This window comes from Kitasatospora sp. NPDC090091 (assembly GCF_044747365.1).
GTDB lineage: Bacteria > Actinomycetota > Actinomycetes > Streptomycetales > Streptomycetaceae > Kitasatospora.
Genome location: NZ_JBIVDY010000033.1, coordinates 21,127 through 45,450, shown reverse-complemented (window position 1 = coordinate 45,450; position 24,324 = coordinate 21,127). Strand labels below are relative to the sequence as shown.

The following is a 24,324-nucleotide window of genomic DNA, read 5'->3' as shown; positions in this document are numbered from 1 at the left end:
TCTGTGTCCATCGCCGTACGTGCGCGAACCGATTCCTGGTCGCGACGCAGCTCGTTTCACGTCAGGGGGCCGATCGAATGCTGACCACGCTGGGACTCACGCGCGAGGCCGAGACCGTCTACCGCCTCATGCTGAGTCAGCCGGACTGGGGCGTGGTCCGCATCGCCGAGTCGCTCGCCTGGGCGGAGACGGCCGTCCGCGCCGCGATGGACGAGCTGGCCGACCACGAGCTGATCCGCCCGTCCTGGGAGGGCGGCGGGGTGATGCGCACGGTCAGCCCCAAGGTCGCCTTCGAGGCGCTGATCGCCCGCCGGCAGGCCGAGGTCGCGCGCAAGCAGCACGAGGTCGAGTCCAGCCGGGCCGCGATCGCCGGGCTGGTCGCCGAGTACTCCATGCTGCGGCCCGAGGAGGGCTCCGGAGGCGTCGAACACCTGACGGGCCTGGACGAGATCCGGGCCCGCCTGGAGGAGTTGGGCGCCCAGGCCGGCCGCGAGACGATGTCCTTCGCCCCCGGCGGCAAGCAGACCCCGGAGAACCGCGAGGCCAGCCGCCCGATCACGCAGGCGCTGCTGGACCGCGGGGTCAAGGTGAGGACCGTCTACCTGAGCAGCATCCGCAACGACCCGGGCAGCGTCGAGCACGCCAACTGGCTGGCCGCGCAGGGCGGCGAGACCCGCACCACCAGCGTCCTGCCGATGCGGATGCAGATCGTGGACCGCGAGGTCGCGATGGTCCCCCTCGATCCCGACGACCTGACCAAGGGCGTCGCCGTGATCCGCGAACTCGGCGCCGTCGCCGGCCTGTGCGCGCTCTTCGACCAGATCTGGGAGCAGTCCGAGGTGCTCGGCGCCGCCCCCGTCACCCCGGCCGGCGAGATCACCCCGCAGCAGCGCGAACTGCTCCGTCTGCTCTCCGCCGGCCTCACCGACGAGGCCGCCGCCCGCCGCCTCGGTGTCTCCCTCCGGACCGAGCGCCGGATGATCACCGACCTGATGGACCAGCTCGGTGCCCAGAGCCGGTTCCAGCTCGGCCAGCGGGTGACCGAGCGCGGCCTCCTCTGACGGGCCGCCGGGCCCGCCCGCCCCCGCTGCTTCCCGGCGCGGACGGGCCGCGGACCGGCTCAGCCTGCGGACGGCCAGGGGACGGTGGTCCGGACCGGGGCGTCGTAGTCGGTCCCGGGGACGTGCCACCCGTAGAGCCGGCCCACCTGCGCCCGGAACCAGTCGGTGTCCGCGAGTCCGGTCAGCGTGTCGGTGGTCGCGGCGGCCCAGCGCTCGTGGACGGCGGCCTGGACCTTCTCGTCCATCTCCCAGCCGTCCAGGCGGATCCGCTGCTGCCCGTCGAGCTGGAGCGGCGCCGCGCCGGTGAGCTGCTGCCACAGGGCGGTGGCCTGCTGGGCGGTGCTCCGGAAGCCGTCACCGAGTTCGGCGCGGAGGAGGCTGGTGTAGAGGGCGATGGACGGGATGGCCGTCGACGCCTGGGTGACGGCCGCGCCCGCGACCACGGTGTGGGCCTGTCCGCCGACCGGGGCCAGGTCCTGCTGGAGGCGGCGCGCGGTGTCCTCCAGGTGCTGCTTGGCCGCGCCGATGGTGCCGGCCCGGTAGATCGGCGCGGTCAGGTCCGAGCCCACGTAGGTCAGCGCCACCGTGTGGAAGCCGGGGTGGACGAGGCCGCGGTCCGTCAGGGCGTCGACCCAGAGCTTCCAGTCGGCGCCGCCCATGACCTGCACGGTCGCGTCCCGCTCCGCCTCGGCGGCCGGGTCGAGCTCCAGGGAGCCGACCAGCGGGGCGTCGCCGTCGAACTGCAGGGTCTTGGCCCGGTAGGCGGACCCCAGGGGCTTGATCACCGAGTGGTGGACCTCGCCGGTGACGGGGTCGGTGCGGCGGGGCGCGGCGACGCTGTAGACGAGGAAGTCGACCCTGCCGTACCGGGCGGCGAGGTGGTCCAGCGCCTGCTCCTTGGCCGCGTCCGAGAAGGCGTCCGCGTTGAGGAAGGCGAAATCGCCGTCCGGTCCGGCGAGCGCCGCGGTGCGGGCCGTCCGGTACCAGCCGCCGGAGGCGGTCCGGCGCTCCGTCTCGGGGGCCTCGAAGGCGATCCCGAGCCCGCGCATCCCGTGGGTGCGCAGCGCGGCGACGGTGGCGGCGAGGCCGTAACCGGCGCTGGAGCCGATGATCAGGGCGACCGGCCCCGGCGCGGTGCGCGGGCCGGCGGGTGCGGGGGTCTGCTGCCACAGCTCGTCCACGACGGCGGCGCAGCCCTCGGGGTGGGAGTTGACGTAGAGGAAGCCGCGGTTGCCGGGCTTGATCTGGCGGAGAGTCATCGGTTTCCTTCGCTGGGAGCCGTCGCCCCGGTGAGGGCGTGCGCCACCGGCAGTGGGCCGGCCGGACACCATCCTGTCCGGCCGGTCCGGAGCGGGACGTGGCGATCTTCGCCAGGCTCTGCCCGGAAATCTTGTTGATCTCCTCCTCGCGCCTGAGGTGTCGTCACGACGGTTTGCCCAACCGCCTCACAGGGCCGGGCGGGCTCGGTAGCGTGACCGCATGGACACGAATGAACGGTTACTCCACGCCTCGTCGTTCGGCGCGGCGGCCGTCGCCTACGCCGAGCACCGTCCGGACTACGCCCAGGCGGCGGTGCGCTGGGCGCTTGCGCCCGCGCCCGGCCCGCGCGTGCTCGACCTCGGGGCCGGGACCGGCAAGTTGACCGCCACGCTGGTCGCACTGGGCGCCGAGGTCATCGCCGTCGAGCCCGACCCGGGGATGCTGGCCGAGCTGCGCCGCTCGCTGCCGTCCGTCCGCGCCCTGTCGGGCAGCGCGGAGGCGATCCCGCTGCCGGACGGCTCCGTCGACGCTGTGCTGGCCGGCAACGCCATGCACTGGTTCGACATGGCCGTCGCGGGACCGGAGCTCGCCAGGGTCCTCGCCCCCGGCGGCGTCCTGGCCGGCCTCTGGAACCTGATGGACGACCAGGTCGACTGGGTGGCCGGGCTCGCGCAGGTGAGCGGGAGTGCGGCCGTCGGGCCGCGGGACACGCCCGCGAGCTGGCGCGCCGAGACGGCCGGGATGCACCTTCCGAAGGACGGCGGGCCGGCCCGGTTCGGGGCGCCGGAGCAGGCCGGGTTCCCGCACGGGCAGCGGCGCACCGCCGACTCCCTCGTCGCGACTCTCGCCACGCGTGCGGGGGTGCTGGTGATGCCGGAACCGGAGCAGGGGGCCCTGCTCGGGCGGATCCGCGCCTTCCTCGCGGGCCGGCCGGAGACCGCCCGGGGTGAGTTCACGCTGCCGATGCTGACCGGGGTGCTGCGCGTCCGGCGGCTCTGACGTGCCGGGCCCGGGCCGCGGTTGGCGGGCCGCCGTCGCCCGGCCGCGGTTGCCCGGCGGCCGCGCGCGCAGCGGCCGGGCGGCGTCAACGGGCCGCGCCGGTCGGCTGGTTGAGAGAAGGAGAGCCGCTACCGCGGGCCGGTGCGCAGGCGAGGTCCTGCGCACCGGCCCGCGGTGCGGCCGCGGGCGGGTGCCTCAGCCCGTGATCGGCTTGAGCGCGGTGGTGAGGATCGCCGCCATGCCGGCCGCGCCGTTGTAGGAGCCGACGGTGGCGTCGTTGGCGGCGTTGATGATGTCGTCCCCGGCGACCTGGTTCCCGTCGCCGACGATGATCGTCCCGTAGTTGCCGCCCGCGGCCTGGGCGGCGTCCGTGGCGGAGCCGGCGACCCCGTTCGACCCGTTGCCGGAGCCGACGGTGGCGTCGTGGCCGGCGTTGATGATGTCGTAGCCGGCGACCTGGTTGCCGTCGCCGACGATGATCGTCCCGTGGTTGCCGCCGGAGACGACCTCGGCGCTCGCGGCGGTCGGTACGGCGGCGAGGCCGGCGGCGGCGAGCAGGGCCAGCATCCGGGCGATGTGACGGTTCATGGCGATTTCTCCACTTCTGTCCGTAGATGTTCCCGTTCGGGCGAAGGTGACAGTAGGCGGAGCTCCCCGGGGTGGCGGACGATGGTCCGCCGCCCGTGGCGTGTCGGCCGGGCCGGTCGGGGCCGGTCGGGTCAATCGCCGGACCCGGGACGCCGGACCCGGGACGCCGGGCCCGTGCGAGCCCGAGCCGTCCTCGTCCGGGTTTCGAGTCCGTTTATCGGACGTCAACCTACCGTTGGTGAGATCGAGGCTCCCTGTCAGCACACCGACAAGAAGGAGTGTCTTCCGTGACCTCTCATCTCAGGCGCGCCACCGGCCGCGCCCGGACGTTGCCGGCGCTGGTGGCGGCGCTGTGCGGGATCATCGGCACCGGCGCGGCCGGTGCGACCCCGGCCGCCGCGGCCGCCGCCGACCAGCGCCACCCGATCTACGCCATCGCGCACCGGGTCGACACCCTGGACGGCGTGGACGCCGCCCTCAACCACGGCGCGAACAGCATCGAGATCGACGTCTGCGCCTGGTGGAACCCGAACGAATGGCGCGCCTACCACGACTGCTCCTCGGCCGGTGACAACCGGCTGGGCCCCAGCTTCGACAGCATGATCGACCGCATCGTGTCCAACGCCAACGCGGGGCGCCGGCTCGCACTGGTCTGGCTGGACATCAAGGACCCGAACTACTGCGGCGAGCAGCAGAACCGCGGATGCAGCGTCGCCGGCCTGCGCGACAAGGCGCAGCGGCTGACGGCCGCCGGGATCCAGGTGCTCTACGGCTTCTACGAGTACCACGGCGGCAACACCCCGGACGTCGGCGGCCGGGGCTGGAAGAGCCTGGAGGGCAGGCTCGGCCCCCTGGAGGGCATCACCACCACCGGGACCCGCGACCAGGTCCGCAACGCCTTCAACCGGTCCGGCTCCGGCTTCCCGGCCGGCCACCGGGTGATGGACTACGGCGACAGCGACATCACCAAGGGCTTCGGCAACTGCACGGAGGCCACCTACAACACCTGCGCGGAGCTGAAGAAGGGCGCCGGCGACCGTGCCGCCGGCCAGCTCGCGGCCACGCTCTCCTGGACGACCACCTACAACGACCCGTGGTACGTCGACAAGCTGCTGGGCGATGCGCGCGTGGACGGCATCATCGCGGGCTACGGCGCCTTCACCGGCGTGCGCGAGTACGACAACAGCTGGCAGTGCGCCAACGCCGTCAACCTCGTCCGCGACTGGGTGAACCGCCACAGCGGCACCCACCGCATGGCCACCGGCGGTGACCGCCTGTTCAGGTAGCGGCACCCCGGGCCCGTTTGGCTGCGCCGCGCCCGCGGGCCGTCCGCCTCCCGCTGGGGTGGCGGATCCCCGGGCCGGCTGCCCGGGCTTCTGGGACCATGCCCCCATGGACACCGAGACGCTCGTACGCACTCGCCGGGCCCTGCACGCGGTGGCGGAGCTGGTCCTCGCCGGGCCGCAGTACCGGGCCGCCGGCACGATCCGGCTGCGCGCCTGCCCGGGCGGCTTCGCCACCGTCGTCGAGCCGGAGCTGCGGGTCGTCGGCGCGGAGCTGGTCGCGCCCGGGCGGGTGCTCTCCCTCGAACGGACCACCTGCACCGAGCTCGGCGCGGCCCTCGGGTCGGCGGTCGGCGCTCCCGCCGGGCTGTACCACGACGGCCCGGGCGTCGCGCCCGACGACGCGGTGGAGGCGGACCCGTCCGCCGCCCGCCGGATCGCGGACTGCTTCGCGCTCGGCGACGCCGCGCTCCGCGGGCTGTTCGCGGGCGCGGACCCGGTCATCTGGCCCGAACACTTCGACATCGGGGTGACCGCCGACGAGGTGAACTACGGCATCTCGCCGGGCGACGCCTTCCAGCCCGAGCCCTACGCCTACGTCGGCCCGCACACCCCGCCGCAGCAGGGCGGGTTCTGGAACGCGCCGTTCGGGGCAGCCCGGACGATCCGCGAACTCGGCGACGTCGGCGGCCTCACGGCCTTCCTGGAGCAGGGCCGCCGACTGGCCCACGGCGCCTGACGGGTCCACGGCGCCTGACGGGCCCGCGGCGTCCGACGGGCCGACGGCGTCCGCCGGGCCCACCGCGCCTGACGGGCCCGGCGGGGGGGCCTCAGGGCAGCAGGATCAGCTTGCCCGTCATCCGGCCGCTCCGGCTGAGCCGGTGCGCCTCCTCGGCCTCGGCGAGCGGCAGGGTCTGCGCGAGGGAGACCCGGAGGCTGCCGTCGGCCACAGCGGCCACCAGCGGCTCCAGCCGCCGGCCGGTGGGCCTGCCGAGGATGCTCCGGGAGCGCCCCGGCGCGACGAGCAGCTGCAGGAGGGAGGCCGGGTCGTCGCCCGCCACCATGATGTGGCGGCCCTGCGCGGACAGCAGCGCCCGGCAGCCGGCGCCGGGGTAGCTGCCGACGCAGTCGACGACGAGGTGGAAGGGGCCGTGGGCGCGGGCCTGCGCCAGCGCGTCCCCCGATCCGTAGTCGATCACCGCATCGGCGCCCAGACCGCCGACCAGCTCCGCGTTCCGCGCCGAACAGACGCCGACCGTGAAGGCGCCCTCCGACTTGGCGATCTGCACGGCGAGTTGGCCCACGGCCCCGGAGGCGCCCAGGACCAGCACCCGGCGCTCGGCCGGCTGCGCCCGGCGGATCCGGCCCAGGTCCACCACCGCCATCCGGGCGGTCACCCCGCTCACCGGGAGGGCGGCGGCCACGGTGAGGTCGACCGAGTCCGGGACGGTGCAGAGCTGGTCCGCGCGCACCACCACCGTGTCGGCGTACGAGCCGCGCTGCCGCCGGGAGAAGTCGGTCCCGCCCACCACCCGGTCGCCGGGCGAGAAGCCCGTGACCCCCGGACCGACCGCGTCGACCACCCCGGCGAAGTCCACCCCCACGACCACCGGCGGCCTCGGCCCCAGCACCCGGGCGGCCAGCCGGAGCGGACCGTAGCTGCGCATCTTCCAGTCGACCGGGTTCACCCCGACCGCCCGGACGCCGACCCGGACCTCTCCCTTGCGCGGCTCGGGTGTGGGCAGCTCCACGAGCTGCAACCGTTCGCCGGCCTTCCAACTGCGCTGCGCCATGGCTCTCATGACGTGGTAGCCTACGGCGCCCCGCGGCAGGCCGCGGTGGATCAGGGCCGCGGCCGGATCGGGCCCGCGCCGGATCAGCCGCCGTAAGCGGACCGCCCCGTCGACAACCCCGGGCAGCGTGATCGTGGGGCGGGCGAACCGGGTGCCGGCCTCCCTCGCCCGGCCGGCTCCCCGGCGGCAGGTCGTCCGGGCCGTCGGGCGGATGACCGCCGCGGAGGCCTGATGGCGGGTGCGGTCCGTCCGGGGCGGAGAGCCGGCCGGCCCTCCGCCCCGCACTACGGGGTCGGCTCATCCGGTCCAGGGAGCCTTCCAGGTCGAGCTCGCCCTCGCGGGTCCGGATTCCGGCCGCCACGGCGGCGCCCTCGTCCGCTACGCCTCCCCGCGGACCGGGGACCCGCCCGGCGAGGTCTCCCCGTCCGGATCCCGGGGCCTCGACCGCAGGCGGCCCCGCGCCGCCCGGCGGTCGAGCCTGCGCTGCTCGGCCTGCGCCCAGCGGCCCGCCCGGACCGGGTCGAGCGGCATGCCGTGGCCGACGTGGAGCCGGGCGGGCTTGAGGGCGAGCATCGCGCGGAGGCTGGCGAGGTTGGCGAGCGGGTCGTCGTGGAAGGGCGGGTTGGCGGGGCGGCCCGGGATCAGGCCCAGGAAGGAGTTGGCGATGAGGTCGCCGGCCACCAGATCCCCGTCGTCGGTGAGGAGCGAGACCGATCCGGCGGTGTGGCCGGGGGTGGGGATGATGCGGCCGTCCACGCCGAAGTCCGAGACGTCGGTCTCTCCGTGCAGGACGATGTCGGGCTCGAACGGCTCGGCCGGTTCGTGGAGCTTCGGGTTGCGGGCCATCAGCCGCCCCATCGGCCCGGTGGGCAGGTACGGCAGGCGGCCGCGTCCGGAGCGGTAGGGGCCCAGGTCGGCGGCGTGCGCGGCGATCGGCGCGCCGGTGAGCCGGCGCAGTTCGGCGGCGGAGCCGAAGTGGTCGAGGTGGCCGTGGGTGACGACGATGAGGCGGACGTCGCGCGGGTCGACGCCGTGCGCGGCGACCTGCTCGGTGATCCGCCGGCCGCTGCCGGGGGTTCCGGCGTCGACGATGATCGGGTGGCGGCCGAGCAGCAGGTGGGCGTTGACTGCTCGCCGGCCCACGACGGGCAGGGCGACGACCTCGGTGCGGGACAACGGGAGACTCCTCCGGCAGGTGGGACGCGGGTACGGTCGGTGGGTTCAGCGGGCGGACGGATGGGGGTGGAACCGGCGCCGGTACTCGGCCGGGGTGGTGCCCAGCCGACGGCGGAAGGCCCGGTGCAGCGTCTCGACCGAGCCGATTCCGCTGGCCGCCGCGATGTCGGGCAGGCTGTGCGCGGACTCCTCCAGGAGGCGGCGGGCGGCCTCCACCCGGACCGCCTCCAGGTAGTCGGCGGGGGTGCGGCCGGTGCACTCGCGGAAGACGCGGGCGAAGTGCCGGACGCTCAGGTGCAGGCGGGCGGCCATGGTCTCGACCGAGATCCGGGCGGTGAGGTTGCCGTCGATCCAGCGGCGGAGTTCGTCGATCCGGTCGTCGGCCGTGCTCTGGAGCGAGAGCGGCACGCTGAACTGGCTCTGGCCGCCGGGCCGCTTGACGTACATGACCATGGCGCGGGCGGCGTCGAGGGCGAGCGCGGGGCCGAGGTCCTCGGCCACCATGGCGAGGGCGAGGTCCAGGGCGGAGGTCACGCCGGCGCAGGTCCAGGTCCGGCCGGCGCGGATGAAGATCGGCTCGGGGTCGACCGCGACGTCCGGGTACTCCGCGGCCAGTCGGTCGGCGGTGAGCCAGTGCGTGGTCGCGGGCAGGCCGGTGAGGAGCCCGGCCGCGGCCAGCAGGTGGACGCCCGCGCACACGCCGCCGACGCGCCGCGCGGCCGGGGCCGCCGTGGCCAGCCACGCGACGACGTCGGGATCGACGACCGCCTCGTGCCGGCCGCCCGCGGCGGTCATCGCGCCGGCCACCAGGAGGGTGTCGACGCCCGGGCCCACCTCCGTCAGCGACCGTGCCGCGACCAGCTCGATCCCGGCTGCGGTGGGCAGCGGGCCGGCCTGCGGGGCGGCGATCTCGACACGGTAGGCCGGGGCGTCCTCGGCCACCAGGCGTGAGGCGATCGAGAACACCTCGGCGGGGCCGGTCACCTCCAGCAGTTCGACGCCGGGGAAGGCGGCGATGACGACGGTGCGCGGTTCGGGCATACGGCGATCCTTCCGCCGGCCCGGCGGTGTCCGCAATGACGGGGTTCTGTCGGATTCGGCCATCGGCCGTCGGCCGTTCGCCCCGGGCGGGGCTCGGGCGAAGATCGGGCGGAGACGTCCGGGCCGTGAGCCCCGGGACCCGGCGCACGGTGCCGCCGACGTGCAACCGCCCCGCGGCGGGCGGCCGTTCGGGGCGGTCAGGCGGTCGGGCAGTCAGGCGGAGCGGCGGTAGGAGGTGACGGAGATCCGGACCGGGCCGTCGTCGGCGGCGGTGGCGAGGGTGCGGACGACGGCGATGTCCTGGCTGCCCGGGGCCCGGACGCAGAAGGCGCGGTCGGGGCGCAGCCGGGCGAAGGGGAGAGTGGCGGCGGGCTGGGTCTCGATGCCCTTGAGGCAGTCGGCCAGGGTGAGCGAGCCGGTCGCGGAGATGTGGGCGTCGCTGTCCTCGGGGAGGTAGAACCGGCCGGCCTGGCGGCCCAGGTACCAGGGGGCGGTGTCCTGCGGGACCACCTTGCCGGCCCTGAGGTCGAACTCGTGGTACTGGTCCGGGGAGGTGAGGTCGACGTCGGTGAAGGCGACCGTGTAGCCGGGGACACCGGTCGGCTGCGGGGGCGTTGCGGGCGCCGCGGTGGCGGACGTGGTGGGACCGGCGGGGCCGGTGGTCGGGGGGAGGCTGCCGGTGGCGGCGACGGTCTGGTCGTCGAGGTCGTCCAGGTACTCGGGGTCGAGGACGACGACGGCCGCCGCGGCGCCGACCAGCAGGGCGACGGTGGTCAGCAGTGCGGTGCGGGCGCTCCGGCGCGCGGTGGCCGCCGCTCTGCGCCGGCCGGGGACCGGTCGCGGCGGTACCTGCTCCGGCTCCGGCAGGACGGCCGTCGCTGCGGGGCGGACGCGGGCGGTCGGGGCGTCGGCTCCCGCCCGGGCCGCGTCGAGGGCCGGGCCCACCGCCGCGTCGAGGGCGGTGGCGGGCGGGGGAGGCGTGGTCGGCAGGTCGGTGTGGCGGTGCAGCTCGGTGCTGACCTGCCGGGGCAGCCAGTCGTCGGAGAAGCGGAGCTCGCCGCCGGTGGCGGGGTGGCGGCGGGCCGCCTCGATCAGCCGGCCGGTGTCCGGGCGGTCCGCGGGGTTCTTGGCCAGACAGTGCCGTGCCAGCTCGTGCAGTCCGTGCGGCAGACGCGAGAGGTCGGGTTCCTCGTGCACCGCCCGGTACAGCGAGGCGGACTCGGGGCCGTCGCCGAAGGGTGCGGTACCGGAGCCGACGTAGGCGATCAGCGCGCCCAGGGCGAAGACGTCGGTGGCCGGGGTGGCGGGCAGGCCGAGGGCCTGCTCAGGGGCCATGAAGCCCGGCGAGCCGATGCGCAGGCCGGTGGTGGTGAGCGGGCTGGCGTCGGCGGCCCGGGCGATGCCGAAGTCGATGACGCGTGGGCCGTCGGCGGCGACGAGGACGTTGCCGGGCTTGAGGTCGCGGTGGACGACGCCCGCGGCGTGGATCGCCTGCAGCGCCTCCGCGATGCCGGCGAGCAGCAGCAGGACGGTCCGCTCGGGCAACGGACCGAAGTGCTGGACGACCTGGTGGAGGGACGGGCCGGGCACGTAGGCGGTGGCGAGCCACGGGGTGGCGGCCTCGGTGTCGGCGTCGACGACCTGGGCGGTGTACAGGCCGTGGATGCGCCGGGCGCTGGCGACCTCCTGCGCGAAGCGGTGCCGGAACTCCTGGTCCTCGGCGAGCTCGGGCCGGATCGCCTTGAGCGCGACCGGTCGCCCGCCGGGGGTGTAGGCGAGGTAGACGCGACCCATGCCGCCCGCGCCGAGCCGCGCGCAGAGGCGGTAGCCGCCGATCTCGCCGGGGTCGTCGGGGGAGAGCGTCTGGAAGGCCGAGGAGGCGGGGGCGCCGAAGGGCTCTGCGGACATGGTGGCTCCCAGCGGGTCGAACGGTCGGGACGGAGGGGGTGCGGTGGCACGGGTGGCGGGCCGGGCGGGCTCGCGGGTGCACCGGCGTCCGGAGTCGCACCGGATCATAGCCCCGACTGGAGATTCAGTCAGGTTTGCCCCCGCGAGGCCGTCCGGGACGGCCGGCCGGGTAAGGTGATCCCTTGTGGCTGACCGTCGAACCTTGATCATGGAAGCGGCCGCGCGGGTGATCGCCCGGCGCGGTGTCCGCGGGCTGCGGGTGGAGGAGCTGGCCGCGGAGGCCGGGGTGTCCACCGCGCTGATCTACTACCACTTCAAGGACCGCGCGGGCATCCTCCGCTCCACGCTGGAGTTCATCAACGACCGGGCCGAGCGCTACACGACCGAGCGCGCCGCGGACGCGCCGCCGCTGGACGCGCGCGGCGAGCTGGAGCAGACGCTGCTGCTGGAGTTCCAGGACACCCCCGAGGTGCGGGAGAACAGCACGGCCTGGGGCGAACTGCGGGCGAGCGCGGTCTTCGAGACCGACCTGCGGGAAGACCTGGCCAGGGCCACGCTCGGCTGGGTGCAGGAGGTGGCCGACCTGCTCGGCAGGGTGCGGCCGATGAACGGGGCCGCCGCCCTCGCAGCCTCCGCGGAGCGGCTGACCGCCCTGCTGGAGGGGCTGAGCGTCCGCTGGCTCAGCGGCAGCCTGCCGGTGGAGCACGCGCGCGAGCTGATGGTGGGCGCGATCGAGGGCGAGCTGGAGCGGCTGCGCAGCTGAGCCGCCCGGCGACCTCTCCGCCGGCCGCACCCCGCGCCGCACCGGCGCACCGGCGCACCCGCGCCCCGCGCCGCACCGGCGCACCCGCGCACCCGCGCACCGCGACACCGGCCCCTCGAATTCGCCCGACAAGACCGGGGCCCTTCCGTCGGCGCGGCCGGTGCCGGGCGCGGGGTGTCCGGCGGTGCACAGGCGCGTGGTGGAAGGCCCGGACCTGCGATCAAGGGTTTGACTGAAAATTCAGTCAGTGTCACAGTGGGGCACGCGGAGCCGCCGGTCCACCGGTGGGCGATACTCGATTCTGGAGATCCGTATGAGCAACACCCACGGTGACAGCCGCTCCCTCCTGGGCCGCCTCTTCGGCGCCCCGTCGCCGCGTGCGACGGAGCGCGGGCAGCGGCGCGACCAGGAGGACGAGCTCCGCGGGCACGACCTCCCGCAGTGGTGGGTGGACCGCGACGACGTCCCGCACGCCCGCACCTGGATGTCCTGGCCCTCCCGCAAGTCCGTCTGGGGACGGCAGCTGGGCGGCGTCCAGCAGGACATCGCCCTGATCGCCCGCACGATCGCCCGCTTCGAACCGGTCACCGTGTGCGCCCCGGACGGCTACAGCGTCCGCGAGGCGCAGGCCCTGTGCGGTCCGTCCGTCACCGTGACCGACGCTGTCCCCACCGACGACCTGTGGATGCGGGACATCGCCCCGGTGTTCCGGCGGGACGGCTACGGGCGGCTCGACGCGGTCGGCCTCAACTTCAACGGCTGGGGCGGCAAGCAGACCCACCGTGACGACTCCGAGGCCGCGCGCGGCATCGCCGGGCTGCTCGGACTCCCCTTCTCCTGCGCGGAGTTCGTCGGCGAGGGCGGATCGGTCGAGACGGACGGTGACGGCACCCTGCTGGCGACCGAGAGCAGCCTGGTCAACAAGAACCGCAACCGCGGTATGAGCCGGGACGAGATCGAGGAGGCCGTCCTCGACGCGTACGGCGCGGACAAGCTGATCTGGGTCCCCGGGATCAGGGGCAAGGACATCACCGACGACCACATCGACGTCACGTCGCGGTTCGTCCGGCCCGGTGTGGTCCTGGTGCAGCTGCCCCCGGCGGACCGCAAGGACGTCTGGGCCCGCGACGCCCGCGAGCAGTTCGACATCCTCTCCCGCGCCACCGACGCCCGGGGCCGCCGGCTCCAGGTGATCCGGGTGGACGGCCCCGACACCGTCCGCTCCCGCGATCCGAAGTTCGTCGATTCCTACCTCAACTTCCACGTGGTCAACGGCGGTGTGATCACGGCCCAGTTCGGCGACGCGGCCAAGGACGAGGCGGCCCGCCGCACCCTCGCCGCCGCCTTCCCCGGCCGCGAGGTCGTCCAGCTCGACGTAGACCGCCTGATGGCCGGGGGCGGCGGCATCCACTGCTCGACGATGCAGGAACCGCTGCCGTAGCGGCTGTTCCCGCCCCCCGAGCCCCGAGCCCCGCGCTCCCCGCACCCGCGCACCCCTGCCTCCACGCACCGTGGCCCCACCGGGGCGGTACCACCCCCGCTCACGCACGTCCCGCACACCCTCGTTCAGCCGGAGTGTCCCGTGACCAACCCCTCCTCCTGGTTCTCTGCCGCCCAAGCCACCCCGTCCCGCCGCACGATGTTGCGCGCCGTGGCCGGCGCCGGCCTGCTCACCCTCGGCGCCACAGCCTGTGCCCCCTCCGACGAGGCCGACGAGGTGCTTCCCTCCGGGTCGGCCACGCCGTCCGCGCCGGGCACGTCCGCACCGGGCACCTCGGCCCCGCCGTCCCCCGGTGGGACGGGGCCGGCGGCCGGACGGCGGTTCGGCGCGGAGTGGGAGAGCCATGCCCGGACCTTCATGTCCTGGCCGGCGTCCACCGGCATCTGGGGCGACCAACTCCCCGACGTGCGCGGCGACATCGCGCGCCTGGCCCGCGCCGTCGCCGGCTACGAGCCGGTCGTGATGTTCGCCCGGCCGGCGCAGGCGGACGCGGCGCAGAACGCCTGCGGCAAGGACGTCGAGGTCGTCCCGCTGGCCGTCGACGACCTGTGGGCCCGCGACACCGTGCCCGTCTTCGTCGAGGACGGCGGAACGCTCAAGGGCGTCGACTTCAACTTCAACGGCTGGGGCAACAAGCAGAAGGAGCACGGCAACGACTCCGCGCTGGCCGCCGCCGTCCTCGGGAGGTACCGGGTCGAGCGGGTCCGCACGCCGGTGGTCGCGGAGGGCGGGTCCTTCGAGACCGACGGGGAGGGGACGCTGCTGGTCACCGAGAGCTCGGTGGTCAACCAGCGCCGAAACCCCGGCCGGAGCCGGGACGAGATCGAGGCCGAGCTCAAGAAGGCGCTCGGCGTCACCAAGGTGATCTGGTTCGCGGGCGTACGGGACCAGGACATCACCGACGCGCACGTGGACTGCCTGGTCCGGTTCGCGGCCCCCGGGGTCGTCCTGCTCGACCAGCCGTTCCCCGGGGCGCCCGCCGACGTCTGGTCGCGCTCGGCCGCCCAGGCCCGTGAGGTGCTGAAGAACGCGACCGACGCCCACGACCGCCCGCTGCGGGTGATCGACCTGCCGCAGCCCGACCCGGACCGGATCAACGGGCGCGGCGACGCCTTCGTCTCCTCGTACATCAACTTCTACGTCGCCAACAAGGCCCTGTTCCTGCCGCGGTTCGGCGACGCCAGGGCCGACGACCGGGCCCGGCAGATCCTGCGCGACCACTTCCCCGGCCGCGACATCGTCCCGGTGACGATCGACAACATCGCCTCCGGCGGCGGGGGGATCCACTGCTCGACCCACGACCAGCCCGGCACGCCCGAATCCTGATGGTGCGCAACGCCCGCACCGGCCTGGTCGAGGTGCACGGCGGCACCGGGCCGGTCTCGCTGGACGGCGAACCGCTGCACTCCGAACCGGCCGACAGCGTCTCGCTCGGCCGGCTCTGCTTCCGGTAGCGGGCGGGCACCGAACCCGGCCCGCCCGCAAGCGACTTGGGCCTTCGGGCCGCTCGAAGGAGCGGTCCGGGATGTCGCGGCCAAGATATTGACTGAACTTTCAGTTAGGCCCAAGATGTGGTCACCCCAACCTCCCGACCCCCTCAAGGGAGCCCCCATGGACACCACCCCCACCCCCACCCGTCGCAGCCTGCTGAAGTTCGGCGCGGCCGCCGTCCCCCTGGCCGCCCTCGGCGCGGTCCTCCCGGCGAGCGCCTTCGCCGCAGCGTCGCCCGCCACGTCGGAGGCCACCTCGGCGGCCGGCGACGTGCTGCGGATGCCGGCGGAGACCGACCGGCACACCCGCACCTTCATGGCGTGGCCGGCCCTGTACTCGGTCTGGCGGAGCGACCTGTCGGCCGTCCGCCGGGACATCGCCAACCTGGCCTACGAGATCTCCCGCTTCGAGCCGGTCGTCGTCCTCGCCCGCCCCGGGCAGGCCGCCGACGCGCGCTACTACTGCGGCTCCGGCGCCTACTACGCCATCGACGTCCTGGAGATCGCCAACGACGACCTGTGGATCCGCGACTTCGGGCCGACCTTCGTCGCCGCGCCCGGCGCGATCGCCGGCGTCGACACCAACTTCAACGGCTGGGGCAAGACCGGCACGCCCTACTACCAGCCGTTCGCCAACGACGCCGCGGCCGCCGCCACCCTGCTCGCCGAGTACGGCGTCGACCGGATCCGGGCGCCCTTCGTCGGCGAGGGGGGTTCACTGGAGACCGACGGCGACGGCACCCTGCTGGCCACCGTCAGCTCACTGGTGAACCCCAACCGCAACCCGGGCAAGTCCCGGGACCAGGTGGAGCAGGCGCTGAAGTCCTCGCTCGGGATCGACAAGGTCGTCTGGGTGCCCGGGCTGGCCGGCCAGGACATCACCGACTGCCACATCGACTGCCTGGCCCGTTTCACCGCTCCGGGCAAGGTGATCCTGGACAAGCCCGGCCCGGGCGTGGAGGCCCGATGGGTCGCCGTCTACCAGGAGACGAAGCGGATCCTGAGCACCTCCACCGACGCCCGCGGCCGCCGCCTGCAGATCACCGAACTCCCGGGCCCGGACCGCGCCCTGATCCGCGGCCGCGGCAGGGACTTCCTCTCCAGCTACACCAACTACTACACCGTCAACGGGGCGGTCCTGGTGCCGCAGTTCGGGGACGGCCGCGCGGACGGCGTCGCCCGGGCGATCCTCCAGGCCGCCCACCCGGACCGCCGGGTCGTCCAGCTCGACATCGACACCATCGCGAGCGGCGGCGGGGGCATCCACTGCGCCACCCAGTCCCAGCCCGCCGTTCCCCCCGTCCTGTGAACCCGGCTCCCGCCGAACCCCGACCGATCGTCCGAGCAGAGATGAGTCCCACCGTGAGTACCCGTGGTTTCCGCATGCCCGCCGAGTGGACCGAGCACGAGGGCTGCCTGATGGCCTGGCCCACCAGGGCCGAGCTCTGGGGCCCGGCCTTCGACGAGGCCAGGCGCGAGTACGCCGAGGTCGCCCGGGCGATCGCCGCGTTCGAGCCGGTGACGATGGTCGCCCGGCCCGGTCAGGGAGCGGAGGCCCGCGCCCTGTGCGGGGAGGGTGTCGAGGTGGTGGAACTGCCCATCGACGACTCCTGGTTCCGCGACTCCGGCCCGATCTTCGTGCTCGACGGGGACGGCCGCCGCGCCGGCGTGGACTTCCGCTTCAACGCCTGGGGGGAGAAGCACCACCCGTACGACACCGACGACAGGATTGCCGGAGTCCTGCTGGAGCGCCTCGGCGTCGAGCGCATCGACTCCCGGATGATCCTGGAGGGCGGCGCCGTCACCGTCGACGGCGAGGGCACGCTGATCACCACCGAGCAGTGCCTGCTGCACCCCAACCGCAACCCGGGCCTGACCAAGGCCGAGATCGAGGCCGAGCTGGTCGCCAAGCTCGGTGTCACCACGGTGATCTGGCTCCCGTACGGCGGGCTGCTGGACACCGAGACCGACGGCCACGTCGACGGCGTCTGCGCCTTCGTGGCGCCGGGCCGGGTGGTCGTCCAGCTGCCGGGCGACCCGGCCCACCCCGACTACCACCGGATGCGCGCGAACCGGGCCGTCCTGGAGGCCGCGGTCGACGCCAGGGGCCGCAAGCTGGAGATCGTCGACCTGCCGCAGAGCGCCTTCGTCGAGGTCGACGGCAGGCGGACCGAGGTCGGCTACCTCAACTTCTACATCGCCAACGGCGGGGTGGTCGTCCCCGTCGCGGGCGTCCCGGAGGCCGACGAGGGGGCGCTCGCCGTGATCGCGGCCGCGCTGCCCGGCCGCAAGGTCGTCGGCGTGCGCTCCCGGGTGATCGCCTACGGCGGCGGCGGTGTGCACTGCATCACCCAGCAGGTCCCCGCGGCGCGCCCCACCGCGTGACGCCCGGCCCCCGATGACCGGACCGGCGGGCCGCGGCCCACTCCTGACGGCCCGCCGGTCCACCCTCTCGCCCATCCCCGTCGCCCACGGAAGAGAGCCACCCTCATGCCAGACCTCCGGAACGGGTCGAGAACGACCCGCAGATCGCCACGCCGCCGGCACCCGCTGACGGCCCTGGCCGCCGGCACGCTCGCCGCGTCCCTCCTCGCCACCGCGTGCGCCGGCCCGCCCAAGAACGGGGGGCCCGACGGCGAGACCTACCGGCTCTCCGCCGGCACCCCCGCCGCCGCGGGCGGGCTGGAGTCCTTCACCTGGGCCGTCTACGCGGAACCGCCCACCCTCGACTACATCGCCGCGTTCGACTACCCGCAGAACACCGTGCTCTCCAACGTCTGCGAGAGCCTGATGCGGTGGACGCCGCAGCTGACCCTCGCCCCCGGGCTCGCGGAGAAGGCCACCAACCCAGACCCCACCACCTGGGTCTACGACCTGCGGCCCGGCGTCCGCTTCCACGACGGTGGCACGATGACCGCCGACGACGTGGTCTACAGCCTCGGCCGGCAGACGGACCCGCAGAACGCGGCCGCCTGGGCCCAGCAGTTCCAGAACGTCAGCTCGATCACCAAGACCGGGCCGCTCCAGGTCACCGTCGAACTCACCCAGCCCGACTCGCAGTTCAACCAGTACATGGCCACCGCGGCCGGCGTCGTCGCCTCCCGGGCCGGGATCGAGGCGGCCGGCAAGGACTACGGCACCGGCGGCAGCCTCGCCTGCACCGGCCCGTACCGGCTGGGCACCTGGACCAAGGGCCAGTCGATCGAACTGCAGCGCTTCGACGACTACTGGGGGGCAAAGGCCAAGTCGGCCAAGGCCGTCTTCCGCTTCCTCACCGACCCCTCGGCCCGGGTCAACGCCCTGCTCAGCGGCGAGGCCGACGGTGGCTACCTGATCCCGACCGAGGCCTACGAGCGGCTGCGCGCCGCCGGCCCGGGCACGCTCTACTTCGGCGAGGGCCTCAGCACCGTCAACGTCAACGTCACCAGCATGCAGGGCGTGCTCGGCGACGTCCGGGTCCGCAAAGCGCTCTCCCTCGCCCTCGATCGCTCCGGCTTCGTCCGCACCGGGCTCGGCGGCGCCGGCAGCGTCACCGGCTCGCTGACCACCCGTGCGGCCTGGGCCGGCGCACCCGAGGAGGTCCGCCGGGAGGCCTTCGACGGCCTCACCCCCACCGCGCCCGACATCGATCGGGCCAAGGCGCTGATCCAGGAGGCCGGCGCCACCGGCAAGACCCTCACCGTCGCCACCAGCCCGATCGGCCAGGACGTCTCGGTGCTGGCCACGGCCGTCCAGTCGGCCGGCGCGAAGATCGGCCTGGACGTCCGGCTGAAGACGATCGCGCCCAACGCCTTCACCGCGCTGTTCACCGACCCCAAGGCGCGCGAGGGCATCGACATGTTCCCGGAGACGTACTACGACTCCGTCACCGACCCGCTCGACCTGCTGGCCAACTTCAGGACCGGCGCCTACCAGAACTACGCGTCCTTCAGCGACCCGGCCTACGACGACCTGGTCCAGCAGGCGGTCAACGCCACCGACCCGGCGGCCCGGTTCGCCGTCACGGCGAAGCTCCAGAAGACCGCCTCCGAGCGGCTGCTCTGGATCCCCGTGGCCGAGTGGCCCACCGCGGTGTTCCTCAACAAGCGGATCACCGGCGCCCCCACCACCATCTCCTACCTGTACTACCCCTGGGCCGCGGACGTGGGGGCGGCCCGGTGAGCTTCCTGCGATTCGCCGTCCGCCGGCTGGCCGAGATGGCCGCGACCCTCGCCGGCGCCTCCTTCCTGATCTTCGGTGCGCTGCACCTCGCCCCGGGCAGCCCGGCGAGCTTCCTGCTCGCCGGCCGCTCGGCCTCCCCGGAGGCCCTGCAGGCGATCAACGCCCAGTACCACCTGGACGACCCGTTCCTGCTCCAGTACCTGCGCTGGGCCGGCCGGATCCTGCACGGCGACTTCGGCCGCTCGATCACCTACCGCACCGACGTCTCCCGGCTGCTGGCCGACCGGCTGCCGGCCACGCTGCTCCTGGTGGCGATGGCGCTCGTCCTCGTCGTCGCCCTCGGCCTGCTGCTCGGCTGGATCGGCGCCGTCCGCGGCGGCGCCGTCGACTCGGCGGTCCTGGTCTCCACCACGGTCGCCGTCGGCACCCCCTCCTTCGTCGCCGCCGTCCTGCTGCAGGGCCTGTTCGCGGTGAGGCTGGGCTGGTTCCCCAGCGGCGGCACCGGGGACGGCCTCGGCGAGATGCTCCGGCACCTCGCCCTGCCCGCCGTCGCCCTCGCGCTCTACCTGATCGGCATGCTCGCCCGGGTCACCCGCGCCGCGATGGCCGACGTCCTCGGCCACGAGCACGTCACCGTCGCCCGCAGCCGCGGCGTCACGGGACACCACGTGGTCCGCCGCCACGTCTTCCGCAACGCCCTGGGCACCGTGCTGACCACCGGCGGCCTGATCGTCTCCACCCTGCTGGTGTGCACCGTCCTGGTGGAGACCGCGTTCAGCGTCGGCGGCGTCGGGCAGCTGCTCGAACTGTCCACCACCACCAAGGACTTCCCCACCGTGCAGGCCATCTCCCTGATCATGGTCGGTCTCTTCATGGCCGTGAACCTGGTCGTCGACCTGCTCCACCCGCTGGTCGACCCGCGGGTCACCCTCGGCACCGGGAAGGCCGCCGGATGACCGCCGCCCTGCTGCGCCGGCCCGGCCTCGCCCGCCTGCGCACCACCCGCGCCCCGCTGCACCGGATCTGCCTCGGCTTCGTCGCCGTGGTCGTCCTCGCGGCGCTGCTCGCACCCTGGATCACCCCCGGGGACCCGAACGCCGTCGACCTCGGCGACGCCCTCGCCGGCCCCTCCGCGGAGCACCTGCTCGGCGTCGACGCCTCCGGACGCGACACCCTCGCCCGGCTGGTCACCGGCGCCCGCACCTCCCTGCTCGGACCGCTCGGCGTGGTCGCCTTCTCCACCGCGGCCGGCGTCGCCGTCGGCGTCACCGCCGCCTGGCGGGGTGGCTGGCTGGACTCCGTCCTCTCCCGCGGCACCGAGCTGGTCTTCGCCTTCCCCGGCCTGCTGCTCGCCATCCTGATCGTCTCCGTCTACGGGGAGGGCCTGCTCGCCCCCGTCCTCGCCCTCGCCGTCGCCTACCTGCCCTACGTCAGCCGCCTCACCCGCTCGCTCGTCCTCGCCGAACGCGCCCGCCCCTACGTGGAGGCCTACCAGGTCCAGGGCCACTCGGGGCTCCAGATCTGCCTGCGCCACGTCCTCCCGGGCATCGCCCCGGTGGTCCTGGCCCAGGCGACCGTCAACTTCGGCTACGCCCTGATCGACCTGGCCGGCCTCTCCTTCCTCGGGCTCGGCGTGCCTGCCCTCACCCCGGACTGGGGCCGCATGGTGTTCGACGGCCAGTCCGCCGTCCAGCACGGCTACCCGCTGTCCGCGGTCCTGCCCTGCCTCGCGATCGTGCTGACCGTGGTCGCCTTCAACGTCGTCGGCGAGCGCTGGGCCGACCAGGTCGCCCGGAGGGACCGATGACCGCACCCCGCACGACCGGAGCCGGGACGGCTCCGACCGGTGCCACCGTGCCCGACACGACCGCGCCCGGCAGCGCCGCACCCGACGCGGCCGCGCTGGAGATCCGGGGCTACCGGCTGCACCTGCCCGGCACCGCCCGCCCCGTCCTGGCCGGCGTCGACCTCACCGTGGCCGCCGGCGAGACGGTCGCGCTGGTCGGGGAGTCCGGCTCCGGCAAGAGCCTGACCTCGCGCAGCGTCCTCGGACTGCTGCCCGAGGGCGCCACCACCGAGGGCACCGTGCGGGTCGGCGGCGAGGACGTCCTCACCATGACGCCGGAACGGCTGCGCCGCCTGCGCACCGGCACCGCGGCGATGATCTTCCAGGACCCCCGGGCCGCCATCAACCCGCTGCGCCGCCTCGGAGACTTCCTCACCGAGAGCGTGCGGCTCAGCGGCCGGCTCACCGCCGCGGCGGCGACGGAGCGGGCCGTCGAGATGCTGGACGCGGTGGGCCTGCCCGCCACCGTCCTGGAGCGCCACCCCGGCCAGGTCTCCGGCGGCATGCTCCAACGCGTCATGATCGCCGCCGCCCTGATGGGCGATCCCGCGATCGTGCTCGCCGACGAGCCCACCACCGCGCTCGACGTCACCTCGCAGGCCGAGGTGGTCGCACTGCTGGGCGACCTCCAGGAGCGCTTCGGCACCGCCCTGCTGTTCGTCACCCACGACCTCGGCCTCGCCGCCGCCATCAGCGACCGGGTGGCCGTGATGTACGCCGGGCGGATCGTCGAGACCGGCCCGGCCCGGGCACTGTTCGAACAGCCGCGCCACCCGTACACGGCCGCGCTGCTCGCCTCGACGCCGCGGCTGGAGGCCCCCGGGGGGCGGCTCGCCGCGATCGAGGGGCGGCCGCCGAGCCTGCGCGACGAGGTGACGGGCTGTCCGTTCGCGCCGCGCTGCCCGCTCGCCACCTCGCTCTGCGGCCGGGAGGAGCCCGTGCTGCTGCCGGTCGGGGCCGGACCGGCGCGCCGCGCCGCCTGTCACCACAGCGACCGTACGGGGGAGGGGAGCGCGGATGCGTAGCCCCGGTTCCACCGCCGCCCGTCCGAAGGGAACACCGCCGATGCCACAGCCACCGAAGGGGATGGCCGTGCTGGAGGCCGTCGGCCTGCACCGCGCGTACGGCAGCGTCCGGGCGGTCGAGTCCGTCTCCTTCACCCTGGCCGAGGGCGGGTCACTGGGCATCGTCGGCGAGTCCGGCTCCGGCAAGACCACCACCGCCCGGATCGTCGTCGGCCTGGAACGGGCCGACGCCGGCCGGGTCCTGGTGCACGGCCGGGACCGCAGCGAGCACGGGCGCGGGCGCGCCCACCGGCTCGCCCGGGCGCGCGAGGTCCAGATGGTCTTCCAGGACCCGTACCAGTCCCTGGACCCGCGCACCACCGTCGGCGGCGTGCTGCGCGAGACCCTGCGGCTGCACTTCCCCGAGGCGGACCACCCGCGCCGGATCGCCGAACTCCTCGACCAGGTCGGCCTGGGCGAGCGCGAGGCCGGTGCGCTGCCCCGGCAGCTCTCCGGCGGGCAGCGCCAACGGGTGGCGATCGCCCGGGCGCTGGCCGTGGAGCCGGCCGTGCTGGTCCTCGACGAGGCGGTGGCGGCGCTCGACGTCTCGGTCCAGGCCCAGATCCTCAACCTGCTCGCCGACATCCGCGAGCAGACCGGCGTCGGCTACCTGTTCATCACCCACGACCTGGGTGTGGTCCGGTGCGTCACCGACGACGTGATCGTGATGCGGCACGGGCGGATCGTCGAGTCCGGCCGGACCGCCGAAGTCCTCGCCCGCCCGCAGCACCCCTACACCCGGCTGCTGCTGGACTCCGTCCCCAGGCCGGGCTGGGACCCGCGGTCCATCGCCGCCGCCCGCCGCGCCCTGGCGGAACGGGCGCCGTAGGGCTGGTCGGACACGCCCCGGGGGCCCCTGTGCCGGGTCCGGACCGCCGGCGCCCCCACGGCGGCGGTCCGGACCCCTTCCGCGTTCCCCCGACCGGCGGCGGGCCGGTTCACCGTCCCGCCGCCCGGCCGCCCCTACTGTCGGATATCGCCCGCTTTCGGGTGAATCCGAGCCGTGAGGGGACCGTGCCATGAGAGAACCAGGCCTGACCCGCCGGGCCCTGCTGCGCTCGGGGGCCGCGGCCGCCGCGCTGTCACTGCTGGAGGGCTGCGGTTCCGACGAGGGCCCGTCCGACGAGTCGCCGTCCGCGGCTGCGACCGCCCCGGAGACGGCGTCCGCCCCGGTCGCGTACGCCATGCCGGCCGAGTGGCGCCCGCACACCCGGACGTTCATGGCCTGGCCGGCCCTGGAGGAGGTGTGGGGCGGCCAACTGCCCGCCGCCCGCGCGGACATCGCACACGTGGCGCAGGCGGTGGCCCGGTTCGAGCCGGTGGTGCTGATGGCCCGTCCGGACCAGAGCGCCGGGGCCCGCCAGGCCTGCGGAGCCGGCGTGGAGGTGATCGACCTCGCGGTGGACGACCTGTGGGCCCGCGACACCGGGCCGACCTTCGTCACCGGCCCGGGCGGACTCGCCGGTGTCGACCTGAACTTCAACGGCTGGGGGAACAAACAGACCCACGCCGAGGACGGCCAGGTCGCGCGCAGGCTCCTCGACCGCTACGGGATCCGGCGGATCGAGGCGCCGATCACCGGGGAGGGCGGCGCGATCGAGGTGGACGGCGAAGGCACGCTGATGGCCACCGAGAGCTCGTGGGTCGACGAGAACCGCAACCCGGGCAGGAGCCGCGACCAGATCGAGGCGGCCATGAAGCAGCTGTTCGGGGTCGGGAAGGTGATCTGGTTCGCCGGGGTGGCGGGACAGGACATCACCGACTGCCACATCGACGCCCTGGCCCGGTTCGCCGAGCCGGGCGTCGTGGTGATCCACCGCCCCGGACCGGACTCCCCGCCGGACATCTGGTCCCGGGCGTCCGACCAGGCGCTGCAGGTGCTCCGGGACGCGACGGACGCCAAGGGCCGCCGGCTGCGGGTGGTCGAGCTCGCCGAGCCGGACCTCAGCGGCGTCCCGGACCCGGGCAAGGACTTCCTGGCGACCTACCTCAACTACTACGTGGTCAACGGCGCCGTGATCATGCCCCGGTTCGGCGACCCGGCGTCCGACGACCGCGCGGCGGGCGTCCTGGCCGACCTCCACCCCGGGCGCGAGGTCGTCCCGGTGGACATCAACGCGATCGCCGCCGGCGGCGGGGGCATCCACTGCTCCACCCAGCAGCAGCCGGCGACCTGACCCCGGCGTCCCGCCGCTCCGCGCCCCCGGCGCGGCGCTGCTCCGGCCGAGCGGACTGCGTCGCCGCTTCCGGGACACGGCCCGCCGCCGCGGCGGGGCGGCGGCGCCCGGCTGCTACAACGGCTTCGGACCGGACCCGGGACGAGCTCGGCAGCTGCGGTGCGGCTCGCCCCCCGGCCGCGAGCCGCGGCCGGCGCGCGGGCGCTCCGGCCC

Annotated in this window: 22 protein-coding genes; 16 read left to right on the top strand and 6 right to left on the bottom strand. The window is 74.7% G+C overall.

Annotated elements, in window-relative coordinates; all coding sequences use genetic code 11:
* Positions 1-77 precede the first annotated feature (77 nt).
* The gene (locus ACIPSC_RS36325; protein WP_400833678.1) at positions 78-1,061 is read left to right on the top strand and encodes a helix-turn-helix transcriptional regulator; all 984 of its coding nucleotides are present in this window, start codon (positions 78-80) and stop codon (positions 1,059-1,061) included.
* A gap of 59 nt (positions 1,062-1,120) precedes the next feature.
* Here ACIPSC_RS36325 and ACIPSC_RS36320 read toward each other — a convergent pair whose 3' ends face one another.
* Positions 1,121-2,320: an enoyl-[acyl-carrier-protein] reductase FabV gene (locus tag ACIPSC_RS36320; RefSeq protein ID WP_400833671.1), complete on the bottom strand. Its 1,200-nt coding sequence runs from the start codon at positions 2,318-2,320 to the stop codon at positions 1,121-1,123.
* Between the two features lie 220 nt (positions 2,321-2,540).
* Here ACIPSC_RS36320 and ACIPSC_RS36315 point away from each other — a divergent pair, with 220 nt between their 5' ends.
* Positions 2,541-3,320, top strand: a complete 780-nt coding sequence (locus tag ACIPSC_RS36315) for a class I SAM-dependent methyltransferase (protein WP_400833668.1) — start codon at positions 2,541-2,543, stop codon at positions 3,318-3,320.
* Between the two features lie 195 nt (positions 3,321-3,515).
* Here ACIPSC_RS36315 and ACIPSC_RS36310 read toward each other — a convergent pair whose 3' ends face one another.
* Positions 3,516-3,908 carry a hypothetical protein gene (locus ACIPSC_RS36310; RefSeq protein WP_400833661.1) on the bottom strand — a complete coding sequence of 131 codons (393 nt, stop codon included), beginning with the start codon at positions 3,906-3,908 and terminating at the stop codon, positions 3,516-3,518.
* A gap of 287 nt (positions 3,909-4,195) precedes the next feature.
* Between ACIPSC_RS36310 and ACIPSC_RS36305 the strand changes: the two genes are divergently transcribed.
* Complete coding sequence (locus ACIPSC_RS36305) at positions 4,196-5,194, top strand: phospholipase (RefSeq protein WP_400833654.1); 999 nt, start codon at positions 4,196-4,198, stop codon at positions 5,192-5,194.
* Between the two features lie 106 nt (positions 5,195-5,300).
* Positions 5,301-5,930: a hypothetical protein gene (locus ACIPSC_RS36300; protein ID WP_400833650.1), complete on the top strand. Its 630-nt coding sequence runs from the start codon at positions 5,301-5,303 to the stop codon at positions 5,928-5,930.
* 91 nt (positions 5,931-6,021) lie between these two features.
* Here ACIPSC_RS36300 and ACIPSC_RS36295 read toward each other — a convergent pair whose 3' ends face one another.
* The 4 genes from ACIPSC_RS36295 to ACIPSC_RS36280 form a co-directional block, all read right to left on the bottom strand.
* Complete coding sequence (locus tag ACIPSC_RS36295; protein WP_400833643.1) at positions 6,022-6,993, bottom strand: NAD(P)-dependent alcohol dehydrogenase; 972 nt, start codon at positions 6,991-6,993, stop codon at positions 6,022-6,024.
* A 369-nt stretch (positions 6,994-7,362) separates the two neighbouring features.
* Entirely contained in the window at positions 7,363-8,160 is a 798-nt protein-coding gene (locus tag ACIPSC_RS36290; RefSeq protein WP_400833640.1) for an MBL fold metallo-hydrolase, read from the bottom strand.
* 45 nt (positions 8,161-8,205) lie between these two features.
* Positions 8,206-9,201, bottom strand: coding sequence for a GlxA family transcriptional regulator (locus ACIPSC_RS36285; RefSeq protein WP_400833635.1), 996 nt, complete (start codon positions 9,199-9,201; stop codon positions 8,206-8,208).
* Positions 9,202-9,414: 213 nt separating this feature from the next.
* On the bottom strand, positions 9,415-11,109 hold the full coding sequence (locus tag ACIPSC_RS36280; protein WP_400833630.1) for a serine/threonine-protein kinase: 1,695 nt from the start codon (positions 11,107-11,109) through the stop codon (positions 9,415-9,417).
* Between the two features lie 208 nt (positions 11,110-11,317).
* Here ACIPSC_RS36280 and ACIPSC_RS36275 point away from each other — a divergent pair, with 208 nt between their 5' ends.
* The 12 genes from ACIPSC_RS36275 to ACIPSC_RS36220 all read left to right on the top strand — a co-directional run bounded on the left by ACIPSC_RS36275 (position 11,318) and on the right by ACIPSC_RS36220 (position 24,111).
* The gene (locus tag ACIPSC_RS36275) at positions 11,318-11,872 is read left to right on the top strand and encodes a TetR/AcrR family transcriptional regulator (RefSeq protein ID WP_400833774.1); all 555 of its coding nucleotides are present in this window, start codon (positions 11,318-11,320) and stop codon (positions 11,870-11,872) included.
* Between the two features lie 313 nt (positions 11,873-12,185).
* The gene (locus tag ACIPSC_RS36270; RefSeq protein ID WP_400833625.1) at positions 12,186-13,313 is read left to right on the top strand and encodes an agmatine/peptidylarginine deiminase; all 1,128 of its coding nucleotides are present in this window, start codon (positions 12,186-12,188) and stop codon (positions 13,311-13,313) included.
* A 198-nt stretch (positions 13,314-13,511) separates the two neighbouring features.
* Positions 13,512-14,699, top strand: coding sequence for an agmatine/peptidylarginine deiminase (locus ACIPSC_RS36265; RefSeq protein WP_400833770.1), 1,188 nt, complete (start codon positions 13,512-13,514; stop codon positions 14,697-14,699).
* Positions 14,699-14,827, top strand: a complete 129-nt coding sequence (locus ACIPSC_RS36260) for a hypothetical protein (protein ID WP_400833619.1) — start codon at positions 14,699-14,701, stop codon at positions 14,825-14,827. Before ACIPSC_RS36265 ends, ACIPSC_RS36260 begins: the two co-directional genes overlap by 1 nt.
* A gap of 157 nt (positions 14,828-14,984) precedes the next feature.
* Positions 14,985-16,172 carry an agmatine deiminase family protein gene (locus ACIPSC_RS36255; protein ID WP_400833612.1) on the top strand — a complete coding sequence of 396 codons (1,188 nt, stop codon included), beginning with the start codon at positions 14,985-14,987 and terminating at the stop codon, positions 16,170-16,172.
* A 53-nt stretch (positions 16,173-16,225) separates the two neighbouring features.
* On the top strand, positions 16,226-17,248 hold the full coding sequence (locus tag ACIPSC_RS36250; protein WP_400833605.1) for an agmatine/peptidylarginine deiminase: 1,023 nt from the start codon (positions 16,226-16,228) through the stop codon (positions 17,246-17,248).
* Positions 17,249-17,353: 105 nt separating this feature from the next.
* Positions 17,354-19,024, top strand: a complete 1,671-nt coding sequence (locus ACIPSC_RS36245) for an ABC transporter substrate-binding protein (protein WP_400833602.1) — start codon at positions 17,354-17,356, stop codon at positions 19,022-19,024.
* Positions 19,021-19,980, top strand: coding sequence for an ABC transporter permease (locus ACIPSC_RS36240; RefSeq protein WP_400833599.1), 960 nt, complete (start codon positions 19,021-19,023; stop codon positions 19,978-19,980). The genes ACIPSC_RS36245 and ACIPSC_RS36240 overlap by 4 nt, the downstream gene beginning before the upstream one ends.
* The gene (locus ACIPSC_RS36235) at positions 19,977-20,831 is read left to right on the top strand and encodes an ABC transporter permease (RefSeq protein WP_400833595.1); all 855 of its coding nucleotides are present in this window, start codon (positions 19,977-19,979) and stop codon (positions 20,829-20,831) included. The genes ACIPSC_RS36240 and ACIPSC_RS36235 overlap by 4 nt, the downstream gene beginning before the upstream one ends.
* Entirely contained in the window at positions 20,828-21,895 is a 1,068-nt protein-coding gene (locus ACIPSC_RS36230; RefSeq protein WP_400833592.1) for an ABC transporter ATP-binding protein, read from the top strand. The genes ACIPSC_RS36235 and ACIPSC_RS36230 overlap by 4 nt, the downstream gene beginning before the upstream one ends.
* Before the next feature lie 40 nt (positions 21,896-21,935).
* A complete protein-coding gene (locus ACIPSC_RS36225; protein ID WP_400833589.1) occupies positions 21,936-22,763 on the top strand; it encodes an ABC transporter ATP-binding protein in 828 nt (275 codons plus the stop codon).
* Positions 22,764-22,953: 190 nt separating this feature from the next.
* Complete coding sequence (locus ACIPSC_RS36220; protein WP_400833587.1) at positions 22,954-24,111, top strand: agmatine deiminase family protein; 1,158 nt, start codon at positions 22,954-22,956, stop codon at positions 24,109-24,111.
* Positions 24,112-24,324 lie beyond the last annotated feature (213 nt).